Source organism: Pseudomonas sp. MYb193, from assembly GCF_002966775.1.
Lineage (GTDB): Bacteria > Pseudomonadota > Gammaproteobacteria > Pseudomonadales > Pseudomonadaceae > Aquipseudomonas > Aquipseudomonas paracarnis.
This window is the reverse complement of the sequence record NZ_CP023269.1, coordinates 2,331,634-2,357,374: the sequence shown is the minus strand read 5'-3', so window position 1 is coordinate 2,357,374 and position 25,741 is coordinate 2,331,634. Positions and strand designations below refer to the sequence as shown.

Genomic DNA, 25,741 nt, shown 5'->3' with positions numbered 1-25,741 from the left:
ATCGACCAACTGATGCCCGACACCGAGGCGCTACTGCGTCACCTCGGTGAGCTGGCTCAGTTGACGGACGGCACCCGGCTTCAGGAGGGGCTGGTGACCACAGCGACGCAGTTGGCCCAATGCCCGCTGAGCTACCTGTTCGTGCTGGATGACACCGGCGCCGGGCTGAACCTGGCTGCCGCGTGGTGTGATGGTCAGTTACAAGCACAGGCCGCCGATAGCCAGCCGCGCAACTACATGAACGAGGCGTTGCTGCAGTACTGCCTGAGTCAGCAGCAAGCCTTGAACATCCCGTTGCTGAGCAACGGGCTGTATCAGACGGACTTTTTACCTGCCGGTGAGCCGGGCTGGCGCTGCCTGCTCTGCATCCCCTTGCATGATGTCTCACAGGGGCTTCGTGGGTTGCTGTTGGTCGCCGATCGCCACGCCCGTGATCTGAATTCGTCGTCTGCTTCGCTCTGCCATCTAGGGCATTTCGTACTCGTACAACTGGGGCGGCTGCGCCGTCTGCAACCAGCGCCGACAATACAGCCGAAACAGGCCAACACTTCCGATCAACCTGTCAGCAACTACGGCCTCCTTGGCAATAGCCCCTGCATGCAGGGTGTACGTGAGTTGATCAGCAAGGTGCTGGACTACCCGGTCAGCGTATTGGTCACCGGGGAGACGGGCACCGGCAAAGAGCTGGTGGCCCGTGCCATTCATGACAACGGCGCACGGGCCAGCAAAAGTTTTGTTGCACAAAACTGCGCCTCGCTTCCCGAGAACCTGCTGGAAAGTGAACTGTTCGGCTACGTGCGGGGCGCGTTCACTGGCGCCGATAGCCATCGCCCAGGTCTGTTCGATGCGGCCAATGGCGGCACCTTGTTCCTGGATGAAATCGGCGATATGCAACTGGCCTTGCAGGGCAAATTGTTGCGGGTATTGCAGGAGGGCGAAGTACGCCCGCTGGGCAGCAACAAGACCCACAAAGTGGATGTACGCATCATTGCCGCCACCCACCATAACCTGGAAGAGCTGGTGGAAGCCGGGCAATTTCGCCGGGATCTGTTCTATCGGCTGGCCTACTTTCCCATTGAACTGCCGCCACTGCGAGAACGTGGGGCGGATGTGCGGGCGCTCGCAGAACACTTCACTGCCACGTTCTGCACAACCTTGCAGCGCCCCACCTGCCACTGGTCACCGGAAGCACTGGCCTTGCTCGACAGTGAGAGCTTCCCAGGCAATGTGCGCCAGCTCAAGGCCCAGGTCGAGCGTGCGGTTTTGCTTTGTGAGCGTGGCGAACTGCTGCCCTGCCACCTCGATCCACGCCAGGCAAAACAAGTGGTGAAGCCCCCCACCAATCTTCAACAACGCCTCGACCAGCTCGAACGCGGGCTGCTGCTTGACTGCCTGCGCCGCAATGGAGGCAACCAAAGCCAGTCCGCGCGGGAGCTGCAGGTGTCCCGTCGCACCTTCCTCAATCGGTTGGCGCGTTTGGACATCAAGCCGGCCGAGCAGGACTTCAGACCGGTAAAAAAACCGACCAAACCCCACTTCCATGACCCGATGCTTCGCTCGAAAGGTATCTCAGGATGAGTCAATCCCCTCTCGCACTGTCACTACCCGATGTAGCCAATGACTTCAAAGTGCTGGCCTTCAAGGGCAATGAAGCCCTCAACACACCGTATCGCTTTGAGATCGAAGTGGTCAGCGATCGTGCCGATATCGACCTGGAAGGCCTGCTGCACCAACCGGCCTTCCTCGCCTTCGACGCCCAGGGCGCCGGCGTGCACGGTCAGATCCACAGCGTGGCCCAGGGCGAAACCGGGCGGCGCCTGACCCACTATCACCTGGTGTTGGTGCCGCGCCTGGCGTACCTGGCGCACGCTCACCAGCAACGTATGTTCCAGAACATGAACGTGCCGCAGATCATCGCCGCCGTGCTGGAAGGCCATGGCATCCTTGCCGACAGCTACCGCTTCCAGTGTGGCCCGACCGTGTACCCCGATCGTGACTACTGCACCCAGTACGACGAGACCGACCTCAACTTCCTGCAGCGCCTGTGCGCCGAGGAAGGCCTGAGCTACCACTTCCAGCACAGCGCCACCCAGCACCTGCTGGTGTTCGGCGATGACCAAACTGTATTCAGGAAACTGCCGGAGACGGCCTACCAGCCAAGTGCCGGGATGGCGGCCCAACATGCGGTGGTGTCACGTTTCGGCGTGCGAGTGGAAACCCGCGCCGCCCAGGTCAGCCGCCGCGACTACGATTTCCAGCAGCCGCACGTACGCCTGAGCGCCGAGCAGCGGGTAGTGGTGGCCGAGGGCGAACGCCCCCCGCCGTCGCTGGAAGATTACGACTACCCCGGCGAGTTCCGCGATGACGCCCGTGGCAGCCAATTGAGCAAGCGCGCCCTGGAACGGCACCGCCATGACTACCGCCTGGCCGAGGGCAAAAGCGACCAACCGGCCTTGGTCAGCGGCCATTTCCTACCGCTCACCGCCCACCCGCGCGCGGCCTGGAACGATCTATGGCTGCTGACCGCCCTCACCCATGAAGGCCGTCAGCCGCAGGTACTGGAAGAGGCAGTGACCAGCGACACCAGCAAAGATCCGGACGGTTTCCATCAGGGCTATCGCAACACCTTTACCGCCACGCCATGGGACACCCCCTATCGGCCGGAGCTGAAGCATCAACGCCATGTGATCCACGGCAGCCAGTCGGCGACCGTCACCGGCCCGGCCGGTGAAGAAGTGTTCTGCGATGAATTTGGTCGCGTCAAAGTGCAGTTCCCCTGGCAGCGCACCGGCCAGGCCGATGAACACAGCAGCTGCTGGTTGCGCGTGGCCAGCGCCTGGGCCGGCAACCAGTACGGCAGCGTGGTGATTCCGCGTATTGGGATGGAGGTCGAGGTGTCCTTTTTTGAAGGCGATCCCGACCGTCCCTACGTGTCGGCCTGCCTGCCCAACACCACCAACCCGGTGCCCTACCCGCTGCCCGCGAACAAAACCCAATCCGTCTTCAAGTCCTCCAGTACCCCCGGCGGTGGCGGCTTTAATGAAGTGCGCATCGAGGACAAGAAAGGCAGCGAAGAGATCCTCGTGCATGCCGAGCGCGACTGGCGCCAGATCGTCAAGCACGACCATACCCTGCATGTCGGCAATGTGCGGCGCACCACGGTTGGCGCCAATTGCTATACCGAGCTCAAGGCAGAGGAGCACCGCATCACACACGCGGAACGCATAGTTGCAGTGAAGGCAAGCGACCATTTGGATATCACGCTCAATCGTCACCTGAAAACGGGTGCAGGTGTGTTTGTTGAGGCAGGCCGGGAAATTCACTTCAAAGCAGGCGAGAAAGTGGTAATCGAGGCGCAGACCGAACTCTCCCTCAACACCTCGGCGGGATTTCTAAAAATAGACCCCAGCGGAGTCTGGCTCAACGGTGCATTAGTCGGCCTCAATTCAGGCGGAAATGCTGGCCTGGGAGCAGGCGTCACATTGCAAACGCCTCTCGCGCTCAATCCACCCGCCCTCACGAACGCTGGCATCAACTCGATGTCCCGGAATAAACCGTCGCCCCTGGCTGAAAAGCCAATGACTGCACAAAGCTTGCATAGCACCTTCGCCCTCGACCAACTGACAGATGTGGCAAAAGGTGCAACACCCGCTGAGTTTACATTGATGCTCGTACCGATCTTTGGCTACGACATCCCCGCCAAAACCTATATCAAGTTGCATGCCGCCCTCAATGAGGGAGCTATCGAAAACCCCAAGCACCGTGTGATGGAGATTGGCGACTACCCCGCCAGCTACGACAACCAAACTCGCACCATCAACGTACATCATGCGGCTATCAAGTCAGCGCACGAACAACCCGACGAAGCACGGCGGCTGCTGGCGATCCTGCTACACGAGTTTGGCCATCATATCGACAACGTACTTCGAACTGATCTGGCGGATAAGCACCCGGACGGCAGTTCCACCCTGGCAGAGGACGGTCTTCTGGACGAGGGCGCACGTTACGCCTATCGCATTGCGTTTTTTGACATCAAAAATAGTCACGAAACGATTTATGCCCACTACACCAGCGCAGACTACGACGGCCCCTTGAAAGTCGATTACAGCGAAGCGCAGGCGGCGATTCAGCGCAGCCAAGGCGCGGATGCCGAAGAACAGGAATATAAATCTGGTAGACGTGAAGGCTTTGGGGCTGGTCGTGGAGAGCACCATAAAGAGAAGCCCGGCAGTTCCTTTGGCCACGAGTCGATTGAAGATGCGTTAGAGAAAGTCGGCTTCACGGCGGAACAACGTAAGGCCATCTACTTCGGCAACTGGCTGCGCGACTACTCGCAGTTGGTTGATCCAAAGATTATTCGCGCAAAGACGGCGCCGAAGGATTTTTCGTCGAAGCGGTCGCGTGAGGTCATTACCCAGTTGGTGGATCTGCTGGCGTTTAAAGAATTTCATTCTCTTCGGAAGAACGACATAAGTGACGACTACGAGGTTGATGTAGAAAAACTGGGTGTCTATCGACCCACGCAACATATCGACAACCCCAAAAACCTGAGGCCTGATCCAGCCGATCCGCAAGCAATCGATCCCGAGTTTGAGCCATGGGTGCTGCCGGGTGATCCTCTGCTCGACATCCAGCCAAAACGCTCGATGAAGCGTTACATTCGCAACTCGGCAGAGTACATGCACGACAAGCTGCAAAAAGCAGCCACCAAGGGCGCTGATGCCGAAGGTATGCGTTGGTTTGGTGAGGCGCTGCATGTGCTGGAGGACTACTTTGCCCACTCCAACTATGTCGAGTTGAGCTTGCGTAAACTGGGTCATGACAAGGTATTACCTTGGACCTCCAAGACCGACTGCAAACATGGTTGGCCGGTCGTCACCGGCATGTTCAATTCCAGCGACGTGATTGCCAGCCTCGCGGAGCCGTTGGCAAAGATGCTGTTTCCGGTGAACCGGAATGACTTCGAAGCGAGTACTCCAGGCCATCGTTCCGACGCCGAAGAGATGATGTTGATTCTATTGGAAGATCACAGTGATCCGAGATGGAAGGAACGCCTCGAAGCATTATTGGCAGCCCGTGATAAATGGGCCGCCATGCCAGGCCACCAATACGTGGAAAAGGCCGGCTGGATCGTTGGCACGCCGTTACGCCTCTACATGAACGCTAATAACATGGCCTTTCAGGCGCTGCTGCAGTTGATCGGCAACAGTGTGGACGATGCACAAACCCTGTTGGAAGAAGACCCCAACACCAGTGGTTCAACCGACCCCAGCCACTCACAACTGGCCAAGGATCATGACAACCATCCGTTCCATGCCCTGGCCGCACAACTGGCGGGTCATGCCGTCGAACAGGTCGGTGCTGCCATGTACCGACACTGGCAAGGCGATACCGCCAGTGATCCTGCAACTCTGGCCAGCAGTTTTATCTGTCATCCCAACGACAGTACTTGGCAAGACTCGGTCGTTTCCAACTGGGCGAAAAGTCATCCCAAGGAAATCCTCCAAGGGGCCTCTGCAACAGATCTTGAGCACTTGCATGAAACTCATGCCAAACCAGCCTTAGAAAGGATCAAGCAAATAGGTAGCCGTGGCGAAGAAAACTGGAACTATATAAACAAGCACTACCTTGACTTATTTGGCGAACGGAACCAAATCAAATGAAACGCTTATTTTTAGTCACTATTTTTCTGGCATCGCCCGCATTTTTTGTACATGCCAAAGAAGCAAATTCGATATCACCCATTAATTACGCAGATTATTTCTTTGAAAAACTAAACAACTATTTGGATGAAGATGCAAACGAACGGCGCAAGCTTGATATCGCGCGTGCGCGCATTGTGCCCAAGGGGGCCAAACCTGAAGTCATTATTCGACGCACTGGCATAAGCTCATCTAAAGACCCTTACTTTTCCGACGGTATTTTATACAACGGCCAACGCATCACCATTACTGATCTACCCTCTCGTGCCATCGAAGTATTCGGTCCAGACTTCAGAGTTTATCAAAATCATCATGTTTGGGATAACTTGGGGATACGCATGTATGTCAGCACCCCCTCTCAGACCTATAACAACAAACCGAAGCCAGACTACATACAGTCTATCTCGATAGAGCTGAACCCCCCTCCTCCGGGAGAGCCGGTGTCCCCGGCAGAACCATCACATTATTTCAGTGGATATCTCGAACTGGATGGAGCAGGCATCGATAGCGAAACCAAAATATGGGAAGTACGAGCCCTTGTGGATCGTTCCGACCTTGCTGGCGGCCATCCCTATATCTTTTGCAAACAATCAATAACCATCTGCAAAATTCAAACTTACGGCGACGAGCGTACCGACTATGTTTCATTTTGGACTGACAAGGATCATGCCAACGGAAAGATTTATTCCGTCACTTATAGATTTGAAGGACATTATCGCTTTCGTCGTGACGAGCAGAACCGAATTATCAAATGAAAGACATAGATATTGGACAACTTTTTGCCGACCATAACTTTACGCCCCTTGCCCAGCCAAAGAAAAACGCCTGAAAAATCCTACATTATCCGTAGGACGCTTCTCGATTTGATTTCGACAGGCCAATTAACCCTGTAAGGCGTTCACACTTGCACGCCACAACTTTCGATAAGGACAGCGAATGTTCAACTCACAACAAAAAACAACTTTCAGCTTGACTATCGATAGCATCACGAACGACTTCAAAGTGCTGGCCTTCAAGGGCAATGAAGCCCTCAACACGCCGTATCGCTTCGAGATCGAAGTAGTCAGCGATCGTGCCGATATCGACCTGGAAGGCCTGCTGCACCAACCAGCCTTCCTCGCCTTCGACGCCCAAGGCGCCGGCGTGCACGGTCAGATCCACAGCGTGGCCCAGGGCGAAACCGGGCGGCGCCTGACCCACTATCACCTGGTGTTGGTGCCGCGCCTGGCGTACCTGGCGCACGCTCACCAGCAACGCATGTTCCAGAACATGAACGTGCCGAAGATCATCGCCGCCGTGCTGGAAGGCCATGGCATTCTCGCCGACAGCTACCGCTTCCAGTGTGGCCCGACCGTGTACCCCGATCGTGACTACTGCACCCAGTACGACGAGACCGACCTCAATTTCCTGCAACGCCTGTGCGCCGAGGAAGGCCTGAGCTACCACTTCCAGCACAGCGCCACCCAGCACCTGCTGGTGTTCGGCGATGACCAGACCGTATTCAGGAAACTGCCGGAGACGGCCTACCAGCCGGGCGCGGGAATGGCGGCACAGCATAGCGTGGTGTCACGTTTCGGTGTACGGGTGGAAACCCGCGCCGCCCAAGTCAGCCGTCGTGATTACGACTTCCAGCAACCGCACGTGTGCCTGAGCGCCGAACAGCGGGTGGTGGTGGCCGAGGGCGAGCGCGCCCCGCCGTCGCTGGAAGATTACGACTACCCCGGCGAGTTCCGCGATGACGCCCGTGGCAGCCAATTGAGCAAGCGCGCCCTGGAACGGCACCGCCATGACTACCGCCTGGCCGAGGGCAAAAGCGACCAACCGGCCTTGGTCAGCGGCCATTTCCTACCGCTCACCGCCCACCCGCGCGCGGCCTGGAACGATCTATGGCTGCTGACCGCCCTCACCCATGAAGGCCGTCAGCCGCAGGTACTGGAAGAGGCAGTGACCAGCGACACCAGCAAAGATCCGGACGGTTTCCATCAGGGCTATCGCAACACCTTTACCGCCACGCCATGGGACACCCCCTATCGGCCGGAGCTGAAGCATCAACGCCATGTGATCCACGGCAGCCAGTCGGCGACCGTCACCGGCCCGGCCGGTGAAGAAGTGTTCTGCGATGAATTTGGTCGCGTCAAAGTGCAGTTCCCCTGGCAGCGCACCGGCCAGGCCGATGAACACAGCAGCTGCTGGTTGCGCGTGGCCAGCGCCTGGGCCGGCAACCAGTACGGCAGCGTGGTGATTCCGCGTATTGGGATGGAGGTCGAGGTGTCCTTTTTTGAAGGCGATCCCGACCGTCCCTACGTGTCGGCCTGCCTGCCCAACACCACCAACCCGGTGCCCTACCCGCTGCCCGCGAACAAAACCCAATCCGTCTTCAAGTCCTCCAGTACCCCCGGCGGTGGCGGCTTTAATGAAGTGCGCATCGAGGACAAGAAAGGCAGCGAAGAGATCCTCGTGCATGCCGAGCGCGACTGGCGCCAGATCGTCAAGCACGACCATACCCTGCATGTCGGCAATGTGCGGCGCACCACGGTTGGCGCCAATTGCTATACCGAGCTCAAGGCAGAGGAGCACCGCATCACACACGCGGAACGCATAGTTGCAGTGAAGGCAAGCGACCATTTGGATATCACGCTCAATCGTCACCTGAAAACGGGTGCAGGTGTGTTTGTTGAGGCAGGCCGGGAAATTCACTTCAAAGCAGGCGAGAAAGTGGTAATCGAGGCGCAGACCGAACTCTCCCTCAACACCTCGGCGGGATTTCTAAAAATAGACCCCAGCGGAGTCTGGCTCAACGGTGCATTAGTCGGCCTCAATTCAGGCGGAAATGCTGGCCTGGGAGCAGGCGTCACATTGCAAACGCCTCTCGCGCTCAATCCACCCGCCCTCACGAACGCTGGCATCAACTCGATGTCCCGGAATAAACCGTCGCCCCTGGCTGAAAAGCCAATGACTGCACAAAGCTTGCATAGCACCTTCGCCCTCGACCAACTGACAGATGTGGCAAAAGGTGCAACACCCGCTGAGTTTACATTGATGCTCGTACCGATCTTTGGCTACGACATCCCCGCCAAAACCTATATCAAGTTGCATGCCGCCCTCAATGAGGGAGCTATCGAAAACCCCAAGCACCGTGTGATGGAGATTGGCGACTACCCCGCCAGCTACGACAACCAAACTCGCACCATCAACGTACATCATGCGGCTATCAAGTCAGCGCACGAACAACCCGACGAAGCACGGCGGCTGCTGGCGATCCTGCTACACGAGTTTGGCCATCATATCGACAACGTACTTCGAACTGATCTGGCGGATAAGCACCCGGACGGCAGTTCCACCCTGGCAGAGGATGGTCTTCTGGACGAGGGCGCACGTTACGCCTATCGCATCGCATTCTTTGACATCGAAAATAGTCACGAAACGATGTATGCCCACTACACCAGCGCAGACTACGACGGACCGTTGAAAGTCGATTACAGCGAAGCGCAGGCGGCGATTCAGCGCAGCCAAGGCGCGGATGCCGAGGAACAGGAATCTAAACTCGAAAGCCGTGAAGGATTCGGGGCCGGACGTGGGGAACACAATAAAGAGAAACCCGGCAGCTCATTCGGTCATGAGTCCATTGAAGATGCGCTGGGCAAAGCAGGCTTTACCGTAGCAGAACGCAAAGCCATCTACTTCGGTAACTGGCTGCGTGACTACTCACAATTGCTTGATCCGAAGATTGTACGAGCCCCCACAGCGCCTAAAGACTTCCCATCAAAGCTTTCTCGGGACACACTCACCAAGCTGGTTAATATCCTCGCCTTCAAGGAGTTTCACAGTCTTCAAACGACCAAAGATGGCCGCGAAGACTACACCGTTACTCAGAAAATGCTGGGTGTTTATCGACCAACAGAACATATCGATAATCCGAAAAATTTTAAACCCGATCCAGCTGACCCGAAAATTATTGATCGAGAGTTTGATTCTTGGGCACTGCCTGGCGACCCTCTACTCGCCGTACTGCCCCAAAAATCGATGAAGCGTTACATCCTCAACTCTGTTGAGTACATGCAAAATAGGCTGAATGACGCTGCGGCCGCAGGTCGCTCGGCCGAGGGCATGCGCTGGTTCGGAGAAGCACTGCATGTTCTTGAAGACTATTTTTCACATTCAAACTATGTGGAGTTAAGCTTACGCAAACTTGGGCATACAGAAGTGCTCCCTTGGACGGCAAAGACCGACTGTAAGCACGGTTGGCCAGTCGTTACCGGCATGTTCGGCTCTGCCGATATTATTGCGAGCTTGGCCGCCCCTTTTGCTCAGATGCTATTCCCAGTAGATAACAGTGACTTTGAAGCAACCATACCTGGCAAGCTCACAGAGTCAGATCAAATGATATTGATTCTGTTAGAAGAGCATAGCGACCAAAGATACTTCAAGTATTACAAAAAATATTTGGGATATCGAGATTGGGTGGCGGGCATCCCATTCAAGAGCGAAGCTGATAAAGTAGGATGGATTGCAAGAGCGCCAGTACGATTTGTGATCAATATCCAAAACATGGCCTATCAAGCAGTTCTACATCTCGTTGGCAACAGCGTTGACGACACACAGACCCTATGGGAGGACAACCCTAACATCTCTAACTCAACTGATCCCAGTCATTCTCAATTGGCGAAGGATCATGACAATCACCCTTTCCATAGCCTGGCCGCCGCTTTATCAATGCATGCAGTCGAGCAAGTTGGCCGTGCCATGCAAAAACAATGGCAAGGCGACAGTAACGCTTCCCCCGCCAAGCTGGCCAGCAGCTTTATCTGCCACCCCAACGACAGTACCTGGCAAGACGCAATAGTTGCGAATTGGGCGAAAAATCATGCCACCGAAATTCGTCAAGGCGCCTCCGCCACAGATCTAGAACACCTGCACAAGACTCACACCAAGCCCACTCTGGATAAAATTAAAAAGAAGGGAAAGGAGGGCGAGGAGAAATGGAACTACATAAAAAACAATCTCAAAGATCTATATCAAGAGTGGAGTCCATTTAAATGAAACCTAGCCTTCTACTGTCTATATCCCTTCTAGCTGTAATGAGTGCGGCCCATGCTGACATACCCCTCGCCCTTAACAAATTCGCAAGCCAGCTGAGCGAAAACTTTGAGAATTATATTAATGAAAGCCTTACTCGTCGTCGCCAGCATGACGCTGCGCGTGCGCGCATTGTGCCCAAGGGCGCCAAACCCGAAGTCATTATTCGACGCACCGGCATAGAATCATCTGGAAACCCTTACTTTGCCGATGGGATTTTATACAACGGGCAACGCATCACGATTACCGACACACCAGCTCGTGCCATTGAAGTGTTCGGACCTGACTTTAGAGTTTATCAAAGTCGTCATATTTGGGATAACTTAGGGATATCCATGCATGTCGCTACCCCCTCTCAATCTTTTAACAATAAGCCAAAACCAAAGTATATAAAGTCCATTTCTATAGATTTGAACCCTCCTCCTCCGGGGGAGCCTATTTCCCCAACAGAACCATCGCACTATTTCAGCGGGCATCTCGACCTGGATGGCGCGGGAATAGACAGCAAAACCAAAATATGGGAAGTGCGGGCCCTTGCGGATCGTTCCGGCCTTTCTGGCGGCCACCCCTATATCATTTGCATACAATCTAGAACTGTTTGCGAAGTCCAAAGTCTCGGCGATGAACGTAGCGACGAAGTCTCATTTTGGACAGACAAGGATCATGCAAATGGAAAGATTTATTCCGTCACTTACATGTATGAAGGTCATGACCGCTTTCGTCGTGACGAGCAGAACCGAATTATCAAATGAAAGACATAGATATTGGACAACTTTTTGCCGACCATAACTTTACGCCCCTTGCCCAGCCAAAGAAAAACGCCTGAAAAATCCTACATTATCCGTAGGACGCTTCTCGATTTGATTTCGACAGGCCAATTAACCCTGTAAGGCGTTCACACTTGCACGCCACAACTTTCGATAAGGACAGCGAATGTTCAACTCACAACAACAAGCAACTTTCAGCTTGACTATCGATAGCATCACGAACGACTTCAAAGTGCTGGCCTTCAAGGGCAATGAAGCCCTCAACACACCGTATCGCTTTGAGATCGAAGTGGTCAGCGATCGTGCCGATATCGACCTGGAAGGCCTGCTGCACCAACCGGCCTTCCTCGCCTTCGACGCCCAGGGCGCCGGCGTGCACGGTCAGATCCACAGCGTGGCCCAGGGCGAAACCGGGCGGCGCCTGACCCACTATCACCTGGTGTTGGTGCCGCGCCTGGCGTACCTGGCGCACGCTCACCAGCAACGCATGTTCCAGAACATGAACGTGCCGCAGATCATCGCCGCCGTGCTGGAAGGCCATGGCATCCTTGCCGACAGCTACCGCTTCCAGTGTGGCCCGACCGTGTACCCCGATCGTGACTACTGCACCCAGTACGACGAGACCGACCTCAACTTCCTGCAGCGCCTGTGCGCCGAGGAAGGCCTGAGCTACCACTTCCAGCACAGCGCCACCCAGCACCTGCTGGTGTTCGGCGATGACCAAACTGTATTCAGGAAACTGCCGGAGACGGCCTACCAGCCAGGTGCCGGGATGGCGGCCCAACATGCGGTGGTGTCACGTTTCGGCGTGCGAGTGGAAACCCGCGCCGCCCAGGTCAGCCGCCGCGACTACGATTTCCAGCAGCCGCACGTACGCCTGAGCGCCGAGCAGCGGGTAGTGGTGGCCGAGGGCGAACGCCCCCCGCCGCCGCTGGAAGATTACGACTACCCCGGCGACTTCCGCGATGACGCCCGTGGCAGCCAATTGAGCAAGCGCGCCCTGGAACGGCACCGCCATGACTACCGCTTGGCCGAGGGCAAAAGCGACCAACCGGCCTTGGTCAGCGGCCACTTCCTACCGCTCACCACCCACCCGCGCGCAGCCTGGAACGATCTATGGCTGCTGACCGCCCTCACCCATGAAGGCCGTCAACCGCAGGTACTGGAAGAGTCGGTGACCAGCGACACCAGCAAGGACCCGGACGGCTTCCATCAGGGCTATCGCAACACCTTTACCGCCACGCCATGGGACACCCCCTATCGGCCGGAGCTGAAGCATCAACGCCATGTGATCCACGGCAGCCAGTCGGCGACCGTCACCGGCCCGGCCGGTGAAGAAGTGTTCTGCGATGAATTTGGTCGCGTCAAAGTGCAGTTCCCCTGGCAGCGCACCGGCCAGGCCGATGAACACAGCAGCTGCTGGTTGCGCGTGGCCAGCGCCTGGGCCGGCAACCAGTACGGCAGCGTGGTGATTCCGCGTATTGGGATGGAGGTCGAGGTGTCCTTTTTTGAAGGCGATCCCGACCGTCCCTACGTGTCGGCCTGCCTGCCCAACACCACCAACCCGGTGCCCTACCCGCTGCCCGCGAACAAAACCCAATCCGTCTTCAAGTCCTCCAGTACCCCCGGCGGTGGCGGCTTTAATGAAGTGCGCATCGAGGACAAGAAAGGCAGCGAAGAGATCCTCGTGCATGCCGAGCGCGACTGGAACCAGATCGTCAAGCACGACCATACCCTGCATGTCGGCAATGTGCGGCGCACCACCGTTGGCGCCAATTGCTTTACCGAGCTGAAAGCGGAAGAGCATCACACGACCCACGGTGAACGCAAAGTAGCCATCAAAGCCAGCGATCACCTCGACATCGCCGAGAGCCAACATATCAAGGTGGGTATCGGGCAGTTTGTTGAAGCAGGTACCGAACTGCACTTCAAAGCCGGCGACAAGGTAGTTATCGAAGCCGGCGTAGAGATAACGCTGATGGCCGGTGGCAGCTTTGTGAAGATCGACCCCAGCGGGGTCTGGTGCAACGGCAAGCAGGTTGGGCTCAACGCTGGGGGCAACGCCGGCCAAGGTTCTGGCCTTCAACTGCTGTCCCCCCTGGAGCTGGCCCCCCCACCTCCGCCACTGGCCCCCGTACAGGCCAAGTTGATGCAAGTCGCACAGGAACAGGGCAGCGAACGCTGCCTGATCTGTGAAGCCTGCCAGGAGGGTGTATGCACACCAGCCTGATCTCCCTAACACACGCCACATATAGGAGCCCATCCGCATGAGCACGCCCTCCCTCCTGACCAGTCAGTGGCTGGGTGAGCAAAAGCGCCGCCAGCGCCAGTTGCTGGTCATTGCCAACCCGATGGCAGCGCCAAACCCGATACCAATGCTGTTTGCCAAGGCGCCGATACGTGATTACGTCAAGGTCTATCAAGGCACGCCGTTTGAAAACCTCGCGCCATTGGGACCATGGCTGGTACGCATCGACGTCAGCACAATGGCAGCCCTGTCTGCGCTACTGCAGTCGCCTGAGCACCACTGGGGGTGGGTTGCCAGTGCGGAGCAGTTGGACATGAACGAGGTGGTTGCGCACTGGCAAGCCCGCATGCTCATCCACTACGAGGACCAACGGGCGCTGTATCGCTTCCAGGACAACCGTGTCATCTCGCGTCATCTGAAAGCACTGGATAAAGAACAGATCCCGTTGTTGTTGGGGCCGCTTTGCAGCGCGTTGTGCTGGGACAGCAAACAATGGATAAGTGTGGACAACCCCTCCCCAGGCACCTACCCGGAGCCCTTCGATACGCCGTGGCTTCAAGTACCGCCTGCGGCTGAGCAATCTGCTGCAGCGCAGAAGGCCACGTTGGAAACATGGCTCTGGGAAAACCATCTGGACGCAACCCAGCAGTTACTAACCCGTGAGTCCCTGGCGACGTGGCTGCAGGTTCAGTTGGACAAGGCTGATAGCTGGGACTGGTCCAGGCAGAAGCAGGTTCACTTCCTGCTGGAACATCAACTCAACACTGACCTCGCCAACCTTCCGGCCTGGGCTCCGCGCGCGGAAGAGGATCCGGATGCACATTTTGTGAGAGCCCAACAAGAAATCCTGCTGGCCAACAAGGGAGCACTGGCATGAGGAGCCTTATCTCTGTGGGTTGTTTGAGCTTTCTGGCATTCAGTCTTAGCGCTTGCAGTTGGGTCGGTGCTCTCGCCACAGAGGGCCCGCTATCACTGACCGAACGTCGTGGCCTGGACAGTTTCACCCTGGTGGCCGATCTGCCCGATGGTTTCGGCCTCAGCATCACCGGTTGGTACGGCCCTGTCGACAAAACCCGACTCAATTGTCAGGTCACCAATCTTTACGACAACGAACAGCAGGCGCGCCATCTGGGCAAGGGCTTCGATATCCCGATTAATCCCGAGGCGAAGTCGACCTCACGCACTATTCCACTCACCTATTACGTCGGTGCGTGCGAGCTTCGATTAGGCAAAGTCAAGATGGACATCGACGGACGCTACGGCGAACAGATATGGCAGAAGACTTACGCCAACGCCAATTTTTACATCCACAAGCGCGCTCCCGAAGATGAGCAAGGCTTCGACGACAACGGCACTCGTCAAGTAGATGCTCAATGCACCTGGCTGTTCCAACAGAGCAAGGCCAAATCCCGTCTGGGTGAAATCAGCAAGCTGCTGACCTGCAAAGGCGCCGGCGCCAACCTGCAATACGACCAGTTAGCCGGCAAGACGGTGAAGCTGGCGATTGAGGTCAATCCAGTGGAGGAACCTTATCGTGATGACACTTGGATCAGGTTCCCTGAAGGATGGAAGCCATGCCTACCTAAAGATGGCTGGGAACGCTGCCAGAAGCCCCCTGTTTTTAAAACTTTCCAAATGAACGGCCAGACCTGCACGGTCTATCCCGGCTGCACGGAGTAATCACGGATGACTACTAAACTCAAGGAAACCTGTCCTAAACGTGGTTCGTGGTGCAGCTTTCGCCTGCTCTCACTGACACTTGCACTGTTCAGCCTAAATGCCTGCAGTTGGGTCGCCGTAGCCGCCAAAGAAGGCGCAGTCGCGGCCACCGGTCGATATGGCCTGGACAGCTTCACCTTCGAGGGCTCGCTGCCGGCGGAATTCGGTATGGACATCATGCCCTCATATGACCCGGTGGATCCAGAGAGCAGCGCCTGCCAGCGTCAGAACCTGTATGGCGAATGGAGCACGCGCTACTACGGCACCAGCGATAACGTACCCATTCAAGCGCAACCGCAGAGCTTTAAGCACAAGGTGCCACTGACCTACAGCGTTGGCCTGTGCACGATGCGGCTGACGGCGGTGGACCTGAATATCAATGGGCGCTACGGCCAGCAACGCTGGCAACAGACCTACGCCAATGGCGGCTTCAGGATTTTCAAACAACTCCCAGCAGACGCACCTAGGTTCAATAAAGACGGTGTGCGCTCTGTGACAGGCGAATGCAGCTGGGTATTTCAGCAAAGTCAGGCGAAATCCAGGTTTGGTGAAATCAGCAAGCTCCTCACCTGCGAAGCCTCCGGCACCCATCTGCAATATGACCAGTTGGCCGGCAAGACGGTGAAGTTGACCATTGAGGCCAATCCTGACGAGCGACCTTACTACAAAGACACCTGGATCAAATTCCCAAACGGCTGGAAGCCATGCAAGACAGAAGATAACGACTGGATTTGGTGCAGGACCCCTCCCACATTCCAAACCTTTCAAATGAACGGCCAGACCTGCACGGTCTATCCCGGCTGCACGGAGTAATCACGGATGATTAATCGCTTTTCCTGGAAGTGCCGGCTCCCCATACGCATTCGCCACTTGCGCCTATTCACGCTAGGCCTGGCGGCAACCACTCTGACCGCGTGCAGTTGGGTCGGTGTTTTCGCCACAGAAGGCCCGCTGCTACTGACGGAACGTCGTGGCCTGGACAGTTTCACCCTGGTGACCGACCTGCCTGATAACTTCGGCCTCAGCGTCACCGGTTGGTATGGTCCCGTCGATACAAACGGGCTCAATTGTCAGGTCACCAACCTTCACAACAACAAACAGCAAGCGCGCGAGCTGGGTAAGCGTTTCGATATCCCGATCAACACCGAGGCGAAGTCGACCTCACGCATTATTCCACTGACCTATTACGTCGGTGCCTGCAAGCTCCGGTTAGGCAAGGTTGAAATGGAGATTGACGGGCGCTACGGCGAACGGCCAAGGCAAAAAACCTATGCCGACGCGATCTTCTATATCCACAGGAAGGTTACCGATGATGAACAAGGCTTCGACAAGAACGGTACTCGTCAAGTAGATGCCCTGTGCACCTGGCTGTTCCAAGAAAGCAAATTACATCTTGAACTTACCAAACTGCTGACCTGCAGAGGCGCTGGCGCCAATCTGCAATACGACCAGTTGGCCGGCAAGACGGTGAAGTTGGCCATTGCGGTCAATCCGGAGGAAGAACCTTATCGCGATGACACGTGGATCAAGTTCCCTGAGGGATGGAAGCCATGCCAGCCCAAAGAAGGTTGGCAACGCTGCCAGAAGCCACCTGTTTTTAAAACTTTCCAAATGAACGGGCAGACCTGCACGGTCTATCCAGGTTGCACGGAGTAATTACGGATGACTACTAAATTCAAGGAAACCTGTCCTAAACGTGGTTCGTGGTGCAGCTTTCGCCTGGTGGACGAACATGGCGAAGGGACACCTTATGCCGGCCTTAATTACACTCTGCATGACCGCATGGGCATGGCCTACTCGGACACGCTTGATAGCGAGGGATACGCCCGCGTAGAAAATTTCTATTTCGGTCCGCTGGTGCTGGATCTTTCAATGCCTTACCAAGGTGGGGTAGACCCGTGGTATGAAGAGCTTCAAATCCGTAAGCATTTCAAGCTGCCACTAACAGCCCTCCAGATCGCCGCCGAGCAGTCTCCCACCGGCCCACGCACCAATGGCCTCACCTACAAGGCACGCGAACGCGCTGAAAAAGAGCAGGCCGCCTTTTTCCAGGTGGAAGTGCGTGACTTTACCAAGCCCGGCGAAGCCACCCACCTGCCAGACGCAGATACCACTTTCCAATCATGCCCGTCACCTTTTCTGAAAGAAGCCTGCACACACTCCAACACCCAACCCGGCGTCGCCTTGATGGCCAACAAGCACAATGTGCTCGAAGTCAAAGCCCTGCGCGCCTACAACCCATTGCTCTCACATGACAAAGGGTTCTGTGCACTCAACGCTTACCATTTATCGATCATGTCGCTGCTCAGCTACGCCCCGTTTCACAAGGACCGCGCCTATAACGAAGATCCAACTCCACCTCCCTATAAAGAAGCGGGCTGCATCGGCGCTGTGCTGCAGAGCCAGTTGGCTCGTTGTGAACGACCAACCCGCTTTAGTGACGGCGGGCCCTATCACCTACTCACAGAAGAGGTGCCTTACTCCAAACGCCTGGAAGTGGTCCCCTACAATCCGGTGCGCTATGCCAAGGAAGCTAAGGAAGGTTGGGAATACCCCGAGAAGGTGCATTTTCTTCACGATGAATCGGACAACCAAGCCTTCATCACCCATAACGACAAGGTGGTGCTGATCTCGGTAAGAGGTACCGCAGGTCTCAAAGATGCTCTACGAGACATGGACGCCAAGCAGGTTCCCTACCTTGCTGGCGAAGGGGGCAAAGGCAATGCCCACCGTGGTTTCTACAATTCCTTCGAAGTAACTCGCAAATTTGTCGAACGCTACATGGATGCGTTCTACACCGGCAATCAGACCATCATGGTCTGTGGTCACAGCCTCGGCGGTGCCATTGCTTTGTTGCTGGCGGAGTGGCTACGGCTGAGTGCAAGCAAACCCAAAGTCATGCTCTACACCATCGGCGCCCCTCGCGCCGGCAACCAATCCTTCGTCAAAGCCGCCGCCGACCTCACCCACCATCGCATCGTTAACCACAATGACCCGGTACCTGGGGTGCCCTCCACCTGGATGGACGCCGAATGGAAGATGGTACTCCCCGGCACCACCCTGCTGATCGCCTCCATCGGCTCGCCCTGGATCGGTCTGATGCTGACCCTTGGCGGCTTGCTCAACCTCAAGGACGATAACTACGAGCATCACGGCGAACAGTGGCACTTCATGCCACGCAAACTAGGTAAAAATTCGGTGCTGTGGCAACCAAGGTGCGCAGCCATCGAACAGAAGACGTGCGCCGAGTTCGCCGCCCATATCGAGCTCAAAGGCGATATGCCAAAACGGGCGGCGTTTCTCATGCAAGCCTTGTCGGCCGCTGAGCACTCCAGCGACGGCGGCTACAGTCGCAACGCGTTGACCACCCTGCTGCGCTGGCATGCCAGCGTTCAGCACCGCGGGGGGAAGTTGCTCACCCCCGACGAGCGCGAACAGATCGAAAAGCAGATCAAGCCGCTACGAGCAGAGATGGAAAAACCTATCAACCTTAGCTACGAACGTTTTAGACACAACCTTCGCAGCCGCCCCCATCCACGGCTCTCGCAAACCTCTGAAGTGGAACTGCGCGGACTTTTCCGAACAAGTCAGCAGCACCTTGAATCTCTTCAGAGTGATCAGACAAAAAGTCTGAGTCGAGCACAAGCACGCCTGAAAAATCAGGACGAACATCGACTCGGATGGCAACACGTTTTCGGTGACATCCCAAAGAGCGATGAACTCATCAAATTGATCGACGAGTGGCTTGATCGCCCTGAAAACAAAAAAGCCGCCGCGTTGGCCAAGGTATCCAGCCCCAGCGAAGAACAGCAGGCCTACGCCTGATTTAACCCCAAACAGTGACTTTCCTCATCGGCATGGGGCGGGCACCTGTTGCCAAAATTCAATGAAGGAGCGCCCGAATGCGTTGTTTTTCACCTGTTTTTCTTCTTCTCCTGCTGTGCATCAGCGGCTGTACCGGCAACTACGTATTCAGCGACCCGGATTACCGCCCACTCGGTGATCCTCGCGCGCTCAACCGCAGTCAATGAGGCAGAGATCTCGACATGCAAATGATCATGGAAATCCTCAATCCTCCGGCATCCCTGCCGGAGCACTCCCGCAGCCAAGTTTTCACCTCAGCCGGTGGCGTGGCGGGTCGCAACGATGACTGCCACTGGTGCATCCCCGACCCGACAAAACAGCTCTCCGGCCAACATGCACGCATCAGTTTTCACGACGGCGACTTTTACCTCACCGATACCAGCAGCAATGGTACCTGGGAGGTGGATACCGGCAAGCGCCTGACCAAGGACCGGCCGCTGCGCCTGCGCAATCGCGCCGTTTACCGGCTGAGCCAATTCGAGATCGGCGTCCGCCTGGTACAACCCTCGGACCTGCTCACCCTCGGCGCCGGGCGCCCACTGCCCGCCGACAGCGTGATCCGGGAAGACTACCTCGATGCCGACCCCATCACATTGCTCGACCGGGTAGCACATCAAGCCAGTGATGATGACCTGAGCGATGTGCTCAACACTTCGCCGAAAGTCGACCAGCACGATGATCACACTCAGCTGGAGGCCACCCATGTGCGGGTACCGACCCTGGCACCCGCGCCTACGGCCATGGCATCTCCAGCCCCGCTCTCCTCGACGCCTTTCTGGAATGAATTCGGAAGCGCCCTGGGTATGGACCTGCTCCATCTCTCCGATCACGAGCGTGAGACGCTGGCGGTCAATGCTGCCCACCTGCTGCGCAGTTGCACCACAGAGCTACAGCGATGCTTGCGCACCTGCGCCGAGCTCAAACACGACACCCGGATTGAATCGGACGCTGACGTTCGCCTGGACTCAGCAGCGGAGCTGGTGCATGCACCGCTGTCGGCCAGTTTGGCGCAAGTCGGTCGTAGCTGCCGCACGCTGCAACGCCATCAAGTGGCCACGCATGCCGCCAGCCGCACCGCGTTGCGTAATGCGGTGGAACAACTATCGCCGGCCAATGTGACCTTGCACTTCGAGCCAACCGCCTCGCGACGCTGGTTCATTGCACAAGGGCGATGGAAAACCTACTGCCGGCTGCATCAGGACCAACGCGAGGCACTCCTGCAACACCCTTTGGGAGAAGGCTACCCCCACGCCTACAACGAGCAGCAACGCCTGCTCGACACCTTTGAGCATCTGCCGACAGGAGAGATTTGATGCCTTACCTAATATCGTTGGCCTGCATGGCTTTGGGGCTGCTGCTGAGCGGGTGCTCGGCGCTATCCCCTTATTCTTCCATGACCAAACTGGAACTGTCCCTTGCCGCCAGCGAGGACGTGAATCCAGATATCCATGGCCGCCCTTCGCCCATCGTGTTGCGGCTGATGGAGCTCAAACACCCGGTGGCGTTTGAGAACGCCGACTTCTTCAGCCTGTATGAGCGCCCGAAGACTGCCCTGGCCGTCGATTTGGTGAACACCGAAGAGCTGGAGTTGAGCCCCGGCAAACAGGTCGAGCTCAAGTTGAGTGTGCAGCCCTCCAGCCACTACGTGGCCGTACTCGCCGCCTACCGCGATCTGCCAGAAACCCAGTGGCGCTATGTGATCCCACTGAAGCCCGCCGAGATCAACCGAACCCACCTAATACTCGATCAGCATGGCATACGCCCGCCTACCGATCCCAAGCCAGCCGCCGAGGGCAGACAATGAATACGGATAAGGCTGTCTGGAAAGATTGCCATCACTTACGCCTAATTTTGCTAGGCCTGCTGGCAACCACTCTCACAGCGTGCAGTTGGGTCGGTGTTCTCGCCACAGAGGGCCCGCTTTTATTGACCGAGCGTCGTGGCCTGGACAGTTTCACCCTGGTGGCCGACCTGCCTGATAATTTCGGCCTCAGCGTCACCGGTTGGTATGGTCCCGTCGATAAAAACGGGCTCAATTGTCAGGTCACCAACCTTCATAACAATAAACAGCAAGCGCGCGAGCTGGGTAAGCGTTTCGATATCCCGATCAACGCTGAGGCGAAGTCGACCTCACGCACCATCCCGCTTACCTATTACGTCGGTACCTGCAAGCTCCGGTTGGGCAAGGTTGAAATGGAGATTGACGGTCGTTACGGCGAACAACCCTGGCAAAAAACCTATGCCGACGCAATTTTCTATATCCACAAGCGCACTCCCGAAGATGAACAAAACTTCGACAACAACAGCACTCGGCAAGTAGATGCCCAGTGCACCTGGCTGTTCCAGCAGAGCAAAGCCAAATCCCGCTTAGGGGAAGTCAGCAAGCTGCTGATCTGCAAAGGCGCCGGCGCCAACCTGCAATACGACCAATTGGCCGGCAAGACGGTGAAGTTGGCCATTCAGGTCAATCCGGAGGAGCGACCTTCAGTGCGAAACCGCTGGATCAAAGGCGACAGTGGATGGAAGCCGTGTTTAGGCACAGAGAAATCTGATCGCTGCCAGCAACCGCCGATCTTCAAAACCTTCCTGATGAACGGGCAGACCTGCACGGTCTACCCCGGCTGCACGGAGTAATCACGGATGACTACAAAATTCAAGGAAACCTGTCCTAAACGTGGTTCGTGGTGCAGCTTTCGGCTGGTGGACGAACATGGCGAAGGGACGCCTTATGCCAGGCTCGATTACACCCTGCATGACCGCATGGGCATGGCCTACACGGGAACACTCGACGCTGAGGGTTATGCACGCCTGGAAAACTTCTATCTAGGTCCTCTGATACTCGACTTGTCGATGGCCTATCAATCCGGTGAGAAATGGTATGAGAACTTGGTCGAACGTGAGCATTTCCCGCTTCCACTGACTGCCCTCCAAGTCGCCGCCGAACAATCCCCCACAGGCCCACGCATTGATGGCCGCACCTACAAGGCACGCGAACGCGCCGAAAAAGAACAGGCCGTATTTTTCCAGGTTGAAGTAGGTGACTTCGTCAAACCAGGCGATGCTGCCCACCTACCGGAGGCCGATACCACGCTAAATTCGTGCCCCTCGCCCTTTCTCAAGGAAGCCTGCACCCACTCCAACACCCAACCCGGCATCGCCTTGATGGTCAACAAGCACAATGTGCTCGAAGTCAAAGCCTTGCGCGCCTACAACCCATTGCTCTCTCATAACAAAGGGTTCTGTGCACTGAATGCCTACCACTTGTCGATCATGTCGCTGCTCAGCTACGCCCCGTTTCACAAGGACCGCACCTATAACGAAGATCCAACGCCACCGCCCTATAAAGAAGCGGGCTGCATCGGCGCTGTGCTGCAAAGCCAACTAGCGCGCTGTGAAAGACCGACCCGCTTCAGCGACGGCGGCCCCTATCACCTACTCACCGAAGAAGTGCCCTACTCCAAACGCCTGGAAGTGGTGCCCTACAATCCGGTGCGCTATGCCAAGGAAGCTAAGGAAGGTTGGGCATACCCCGAGAAGGTACATTTTCTTCACGATGAATCGGACAACCAAGCCTTCATCACCCATAACGACAAGGTGGTGCTGATCTCGGTAAGAGGTACCGCAGGTCTCAAAGATGCTCTACGAGACATGGACGCCAAGCAGGTTCCCTACCTTGCCGATGAAGGCGGCAAAGGCAATGCACATCGTGGTTTTTACGACTCCTTCGAAGTAACCCGCAAATTTGTCGAACGCTACATGGACGCCTTCTACACCGGCAATCAGACCATCATGGTCTGTGGCCATAGTCTGGGCGGCGCTATTGCCTTACTACTAGCTGAGTGGCTACGACAAAAATATTCTGACGACATCCAGCTCTACACTATCGGCGCGCCACGAGCCGGAAATCAGTCCTTCGTCAAGTCCGCCGCCAGCCTTACCCACCATCGCATCGTTAACCACAACGACCCAGTGCCAGGAGTGCCCTCCACCTGGATGGACGCCGAATGGAAAATGGTGCTCCCCGGCACCACCTTGTTAATTGCCTCCATCGGCTCACCCTGGATCGGCCTGATGCTTACCCTTGGTGGGTTGCTCAACCTGAAAGACGATAACTACGAGCATCACGGTGAACAGTGGCACTTCATGCCACGCAAACCGGGTAAAAACTCAGTGCTGTGGCAACCAAGATGCGCCGCTATCGAACAGAAGACCTGCGCCGAATTCGCAGCCCATATCGAGCTCAAAGGCGATATGCCAAAACGGGCGGCGTTTCTCATGCAAGCCTTGTCGGCCGCTGAGCACTCCAGCGACGGCGGCTACAGTCGCAACGCGTTGACCACCCTGCTGCGCTGGCATGCCAGCGTTCAGCACCGCGGGGGGAAGTTGCTCACCCCCGACGAGCGCGAACAGATCGAAAAGCAGATCAAGCCGCTACGAGCAGAGATGGAAAAACCTATCAACCTTAGCTACGAACGTTTTAGACACAACCTTCGCAGCCGCCCCCATCCACGGCTCTCGCAAACCTCTGAAGTGGAACTGCGCGGACTTTTCCGAACAAGTCAGCAGCACCTTGAATCTCTTCAGAGTGATCAGACAAAAAGTCTGAGTCGAGCACAAGCACGCCTGAAAAATCAGGACGAACATCGACTCGGATGGCAACACGTTTTCGGTGACATCCCAAAGAGCGATGAACTCATCAAATTGATCGACGAGTGGCTTGATCGCCCAGAAAACAAAAAAGCCGCCGAGCTGGCCAAGGTGTCCAGCCCCAGCGACCAACAGCAGGCATACGCCTGAGTTAACCCCTAAGCAATGACCCTACCTCAACAAGATGGGGTTGGGGATCTGTTGCCAAAAAGTCAATAAGGAGCATCGGTATGCGTTGTTTTTCACCCGTTTTTCTTCTGCAGCCGTGCATAAGCAATGGCTGCCGCAACTACGTATTCAGCGACCCGGATACCCACCTGATACTCGATCAGCATGGCATACGCCCGCCTGCCGATCCCAAGCCAGCCGCCGAGGGCAGATCATGAATACGGATAAAACTGTCTGGAAAGAAGGCATGTTGCTGCGCCCGCAACACTTCCAACAGAACGACCGCTACTACGCGCACCAGCTGAACATGCGCACCCAGTTGACTAGCCCCTACAGCTGGGGCTTCTTCAATTTGGAAGTGGACACCAGCTACCTGAAACAGAGCAAGGTACTGGTTCGCGCCGCCTCAGGGGTCATGCCGGATGGCACCTTTTTCGAGCTGACCCATGACCATCAGGCACTGACACTGGATGTGCCGTCAAACACCTATGACGTGCCCGTCTACCTGGGGCTTCCGCTAGTCAGTGGCAGCCAGGTTGAGACCCGCGACCCCGCCCAGACTGACGCGCTGGCGCGCTACCTCAGCCATGATTGCGACGTGAGCGACTCGAACGCCGGCGCGCATACGACCAAGATGATGAGTTGTGCCCGCCCGGATCTCCAGCTACTGCTGGGTGAGCAGCGCCGTGACAGCGCGTTTGTCAAAATTAAGCTCTGCCACATCCAAGGCGTGGACAACAACAAAACTGTGATGCTGCAGTCAGGCTTTCAGCCCAGCCATCTGCATTTTCACGCCTGCAAAGTCCTGATTGAGAGCGTGGAGCAGGTACTCAACCAGCTCAACAGCCGCGGCGAAGCCATCGCTGACCGGATGCGCTCCACCGGCCAGATTGGGGGGGCCGAGCTGGGCGACTTCATGATGCTGCAGTTGATCAACCGCTCGGAGCTGCTGCTACGCCACTACCTGGCGATGGATCAGTTGCATCCCGAACAGGTCTATCGCAGCCTGCTAGCGTTGGTCGGGGACCTCTCCGCGTTCTCCAGCGCACGCAGGCCCGAGGCGGTACTCGCCGGCTATGACCACCAGGATCAGCTCGGGTGTTTCCTCAAGCTCCGGGACGAAATCAGCCAAGTGCTGTCGCTGGTTCTGGAACAGCACGCCGTCGAGCTGCCGCTGGAGCAACACAAATACGGCGTGCAGGTGGCGCGCATGGAAGACTCGTCCTTCCTCAAGAACGGCTACTTCGTACTGGTCGCCAGTGCCCAGTGCGAGATGGGCGAACTACGCCAGCGCCTGCCCCAGCATCTGAAAATCGGCACCGTCAACAGCATCCGCGACCTGGTCAATCTACATCTGCCCGGTATCAAGCTGAGCCCACTGCCTGTGGCACCCAGGCAGATCCCGTACCACACGGACAAATCGTATTTCAAGCTCGAACTCTCCACCCAGGACATCTCGGACCTGGAGAGCTCCCGTGGCTTCGCGCTTCACCTGTCGGGTGAATTCACCGCGCTTGAACTGCAATTCTGGGCCATCAGGAGCTGATCAC

General features: G+C 56.6%; 16 protein-coding genes and 2 pseudogenes. All 18 read left to right on the top strand.

Annotated elements, in window-relative coordinates; translation table 11 throughout:
* The first annotated feature begins 12 nt into the window (after positions 1–12).
* The 18 genes and pseudogenes from CLM72_RS11085 (at position 13) to tssK (ending at position 25,737) form a co-directional block, all read left to right on the top strand.
* Complete coding sequence (locus CLM72_RS11085; RefSeq protein ID WP_105229122.1) at positions 13–1,578, top strand: sigma-54-dependent Fis family transcriptional regulator; 1,566 nt, start codon at positions 13–15, stop codon at positions 1,576–1,578.
* A pseudogene (locus CLM72_RS29240) lies at positions 1,575–3,557 on the top strand (type VI secretion system tip protein VgrG); the annotation flags it as partial. The gene CLM72_RS11085 and the pseudogene CLM72_RS29240, both read left to right, overlap by 4 nt.
* Positions 3,540–5,663, top strand: coding sequence for an HET-C-related protein (locus tag CLM72_RS29235; protein WP_371920472.1), 2,124 nt, complete (start codon positions 3,540–3,542; stop codon positions 5,661–5,663). The pseudogene CLM72_RS29240 and the gene CLM72_RS29235, both read left to right, overlap by 18 nt.
* Positions 5,660–6,457, top strand: coding sequence for a hypothetical protein (locus CLM72_RS28750; protein WP_146120507.1), 798 nt, complete (start codon positions 5,660–5,662; stop codon positions 6,455–6,457). The genes CLM72_RS29235 and CLM72_RS28750 overlap by 4 nt, the downstream gene beginning before the upstream one ends.
* A gap of 181 nt (positions 6,458–6,638) precedes the next feature.
* Positions 6,639–8,633: pseudogene (locus tag CLM72_RS29580) on the top strand (type VI secretion system tip protein VgrG); the annotation flags it as partial.
* Positions 8,616–10,742 carry an HET-C-related protein gene (locus tag CLM72_RS29575; RefSeq protein WP_371920471.1) on the top strand — a complete coding sequence of 709 codons (2,127 nt, stop codon included), beginning with the start codon at positions 8,616–8,618 and terminating at the stop codon, positions 10,740–10,742. The pseudogene CLM72_RS29580 and the gene CLM72_RS29575, both read left to right, overlap by 18 nt.
* Complete coding sequence (locus tag CLM72_RS28745) at positions 10,739–11,530, top strand: hypothetical protein (protein ID WP_146120508.1); 792 nt, start codon at positions 10,739–10,741, stop codon at positions 11,528–11,530. Before CLM72_RS29575 ends, CLM72_RS28745 begins: the two co-directional genes overlap by 4 nt.
* Before the next feature lie 181 nt (positions 11,531–11,711).
* Positions 11,712–13,775, top strand: a complete 2,064-nt coding sequence (locus tag CLM72_RS11070) for a type VI secretion system tip protein VgrG (RefSeq protein ID WP_105226448.1) — start codon at positions 11,712–11,714, stop codon at positions 13,773–13,775.
* 37 nt (positions 13,776–13,812) lie between these two features.
* Positions 13,813–14,670 carry a DUF4123 domain-containing protein gene (locus CLM72_RS11065; RefSeq protein ID WP_105226447.1) on the top strand — a complete coding sequence of 286 codons (858 nt, stop codon included), beginning with the start codon at positions 13,813–13,815 and terminating at the stop codon, positions 14,668–14,670.
* Complete coding sequence (locus CLM72_RS11060; RefSeq protein ID WP_146120467.1) at positions 14,667–15,473, top strand: hypothetical protein; 807 nt, start codon at positions 14,667–14,669, stop codon at positions 15,471–15,473. The genes CLM72_RS11065 and CLM72_RS11060 overlap by 4 nt, the downstream gene beginning before the upstream one ends.
* 6 nt (positions 15,474–15,479) lie before the next feature.
* Complete coding sequence (locus CLM72_RS11055) at positions 15,480–16,325, top strand: hypothetical protein (protein WP_044273210.1); 846 nt, start codon at positions 15,480–15,482, stop codon at positions 16,323–16,325.
* A gap of 6 nt (positions 16,326–16,331) precedes the next feature.
* On the top strand, positions 16,332–17,168 hold the full coding sequence (locus CLM72_RS11050; RefSeq protein WP_105226445.1) for a hypothetical protein: 837 nt from the start codon (positions 16,332–16,334) through the stop codon (positions 17,166–17,168).
* Positions 17,169–17,174: 6 nt separating this feature from the next.
* Positions 17,175–19,337: a lipase family protein gene (locus CLM72_RS11045; protein WP_105226444.1), complete on the top strand. Its 2,163-nt coding sequence runs from the start codon at positions 17,175–17,177 to the stop codon at positions 19,335–19,337.
* Between the two features lie 221 nt (positions 19,338–19,558).
* Entirely contained in the window at positions 19,559–20,689 is a 1,131-nt protein-coding gene (tagH, locus tag CLM72_RS11035) for a type VI secretion system-associated FHA domain protein TagH (protein ID WP_105226442.1), read from the top strand.
* On the top strand, positions 20,689–21,180 hold the full coding sequence (tssJ, locus tag CLM72_RS11030) for a type VI secretion system lipoprotein TssJ (protein WP_105226441.1): 492 nt from the start codon (positions 20,689–20,691) through the stop codon (positions 21,178–21,180). Before tagH ends, tssJ begins: the two co-directional genes overlap by 1 nt.
* A gap of 158 nt (positions 21,181–21,338) precedes the next feature.
* Positions 21,339–22,010, top strand: coding sequence for a hypothetical protein (locus tag CLM72_RS11025; RefSeq protein WP_256595370.1), 672 nt, complete (start codon positions 21,339–21,341; stop codon positions 22,008–22,010).
* Positions 22,011–22,016: 6 nt separating this feature from the next.
* Positions 22,017–24,173, top strand: a complete 2,157-nt coding sequence (locus tag CLM72_RS11020; RefSeq protein WP_256595369.1) for a lipase family protein — start codon at positions 22,017–22,019, stop codon at positions 24,171–24,173.
* Positions 24,174–24,405: 232 nt separating this feature from the next.
* A complete protein-coding gene (gene tssK, locus CLM72_RS11015; protein ID WP_105226439.1) occupies positions 24,406–25,737 on the top strand; it encodes a type VI secretion system baseplate subunit TssK in 1,332 nt (443 codons plus the stop codon).
* Positions 25,738–25,741 lie beyond the last annotated feature (4 nt).

Excerpts from the sequence above, each read along its gene's own strand:
- CLM72_RS11085 (WP_105229122.1), top strand. The coding sequence starts at position 13 with ATGCCCGACACCGAGGCGCTACTGCGTCACCTCGGTGAGCTGGCTCAG.
- CLM72_RS29235 (WP_371920472.1), top strand. The coding sequence starts at position 3,540 with ATGTCCCGGAATAAACCGTCGCCCCTGGCTGAAAAGCCAATGACTGCA.
- CLM72_RS28750 (WP_146120507.1), top strand. The coding sequence starts at position 5,660 with ATGAAACGCTTATTTTTAGTCACTATTTTTCTGGCATCGCCCGCATTT.
- CLM72_RS29575 (WP_371920471.1), top strand. The coding sequence starts at position 8,616 with ATGTCCCGGAATAAACCGTCGCCCCTGGCTGAAAAGCCAATGACTGCA.
- CLM72_RS28745 (WP_146120508.1), top strand. The coding sequence starts at position 10,739 with ATGAAACCTAGCCTTCTACTGTCTATATCCCTTCTAGCTGTAATGAGT.
- CLM72_RS11070 (WP_105226448.1), top strand. The coding sequence starts at position 11,712 with ATGTTCAACTCACAACAACAAGCAACTTTCAGCTTGACTATCGATAGC.
- CLM72_RS11065 (WP_105226447.1), top strand. The coding sequence starts at position 13,813 with ATGAGCACGCCCTCCCTCCTGACCAGTCAGTGGCTGGGTGAGCAAAAG.
- CLM72_RS11060 (WP_146120467.1), top strand. The coding sequence starts at position 14,667 with ATGAGGAGCCTTATCTCTGTGGGTTGTTTGAGCTTTCTGGCATTCAGT.
- CLM72_RS11055 (WP_044273210.1), top strand. The coding sequence starts at position 15,480 with ATGACTACTAAACTCAAGGAAACCTGTCCTAAACGTGGTTCGTGGTGC.
- CLM72_RS11050 (WP_105226445.1), top strand. The coding sequence starts at position 16,332 with ATGATTAATCGCTTTTCCTGGAAGTGCCGGCTCCCCATACGCATTCGC.
- CLM72_RS11045 (WP_105226444.1), top strand. The coding sequence starts at position 17,175 with ATGACTACTAAATTCAAGGAAACCTGTCCTAAACGTGGTTCGTGGTGC.
- tagH (WP_105226442.1), top strand. The coding sequence starts at position 19,559 with ATGCAAATGATCATGGAAATCCTCAATCCTCCGGCATCCCTGCCGGAG.
- tssJ (WP_105226441.1), top strand. The coding sequence starts at position 20,689 with ATGCCTTACCTAATATCGTTGGCCTGCATGGCTTTGGGGCTGCTGCTG.
- CLM72_RS11020 (WP_256595369.1), top strand. The coding sequence starts at position 22,017 with ATGACTACAAAATTCAAGGAAACCTGTCCTAAACGTGGTTCGTGGTGC.
- tssK (WP_105226439.1), top strand. The coding sequence starts at position 24,406 with ATGAATACGGATAAAACTGTCTGGAAAGAAGGCATGTTGCTGCGCCCG.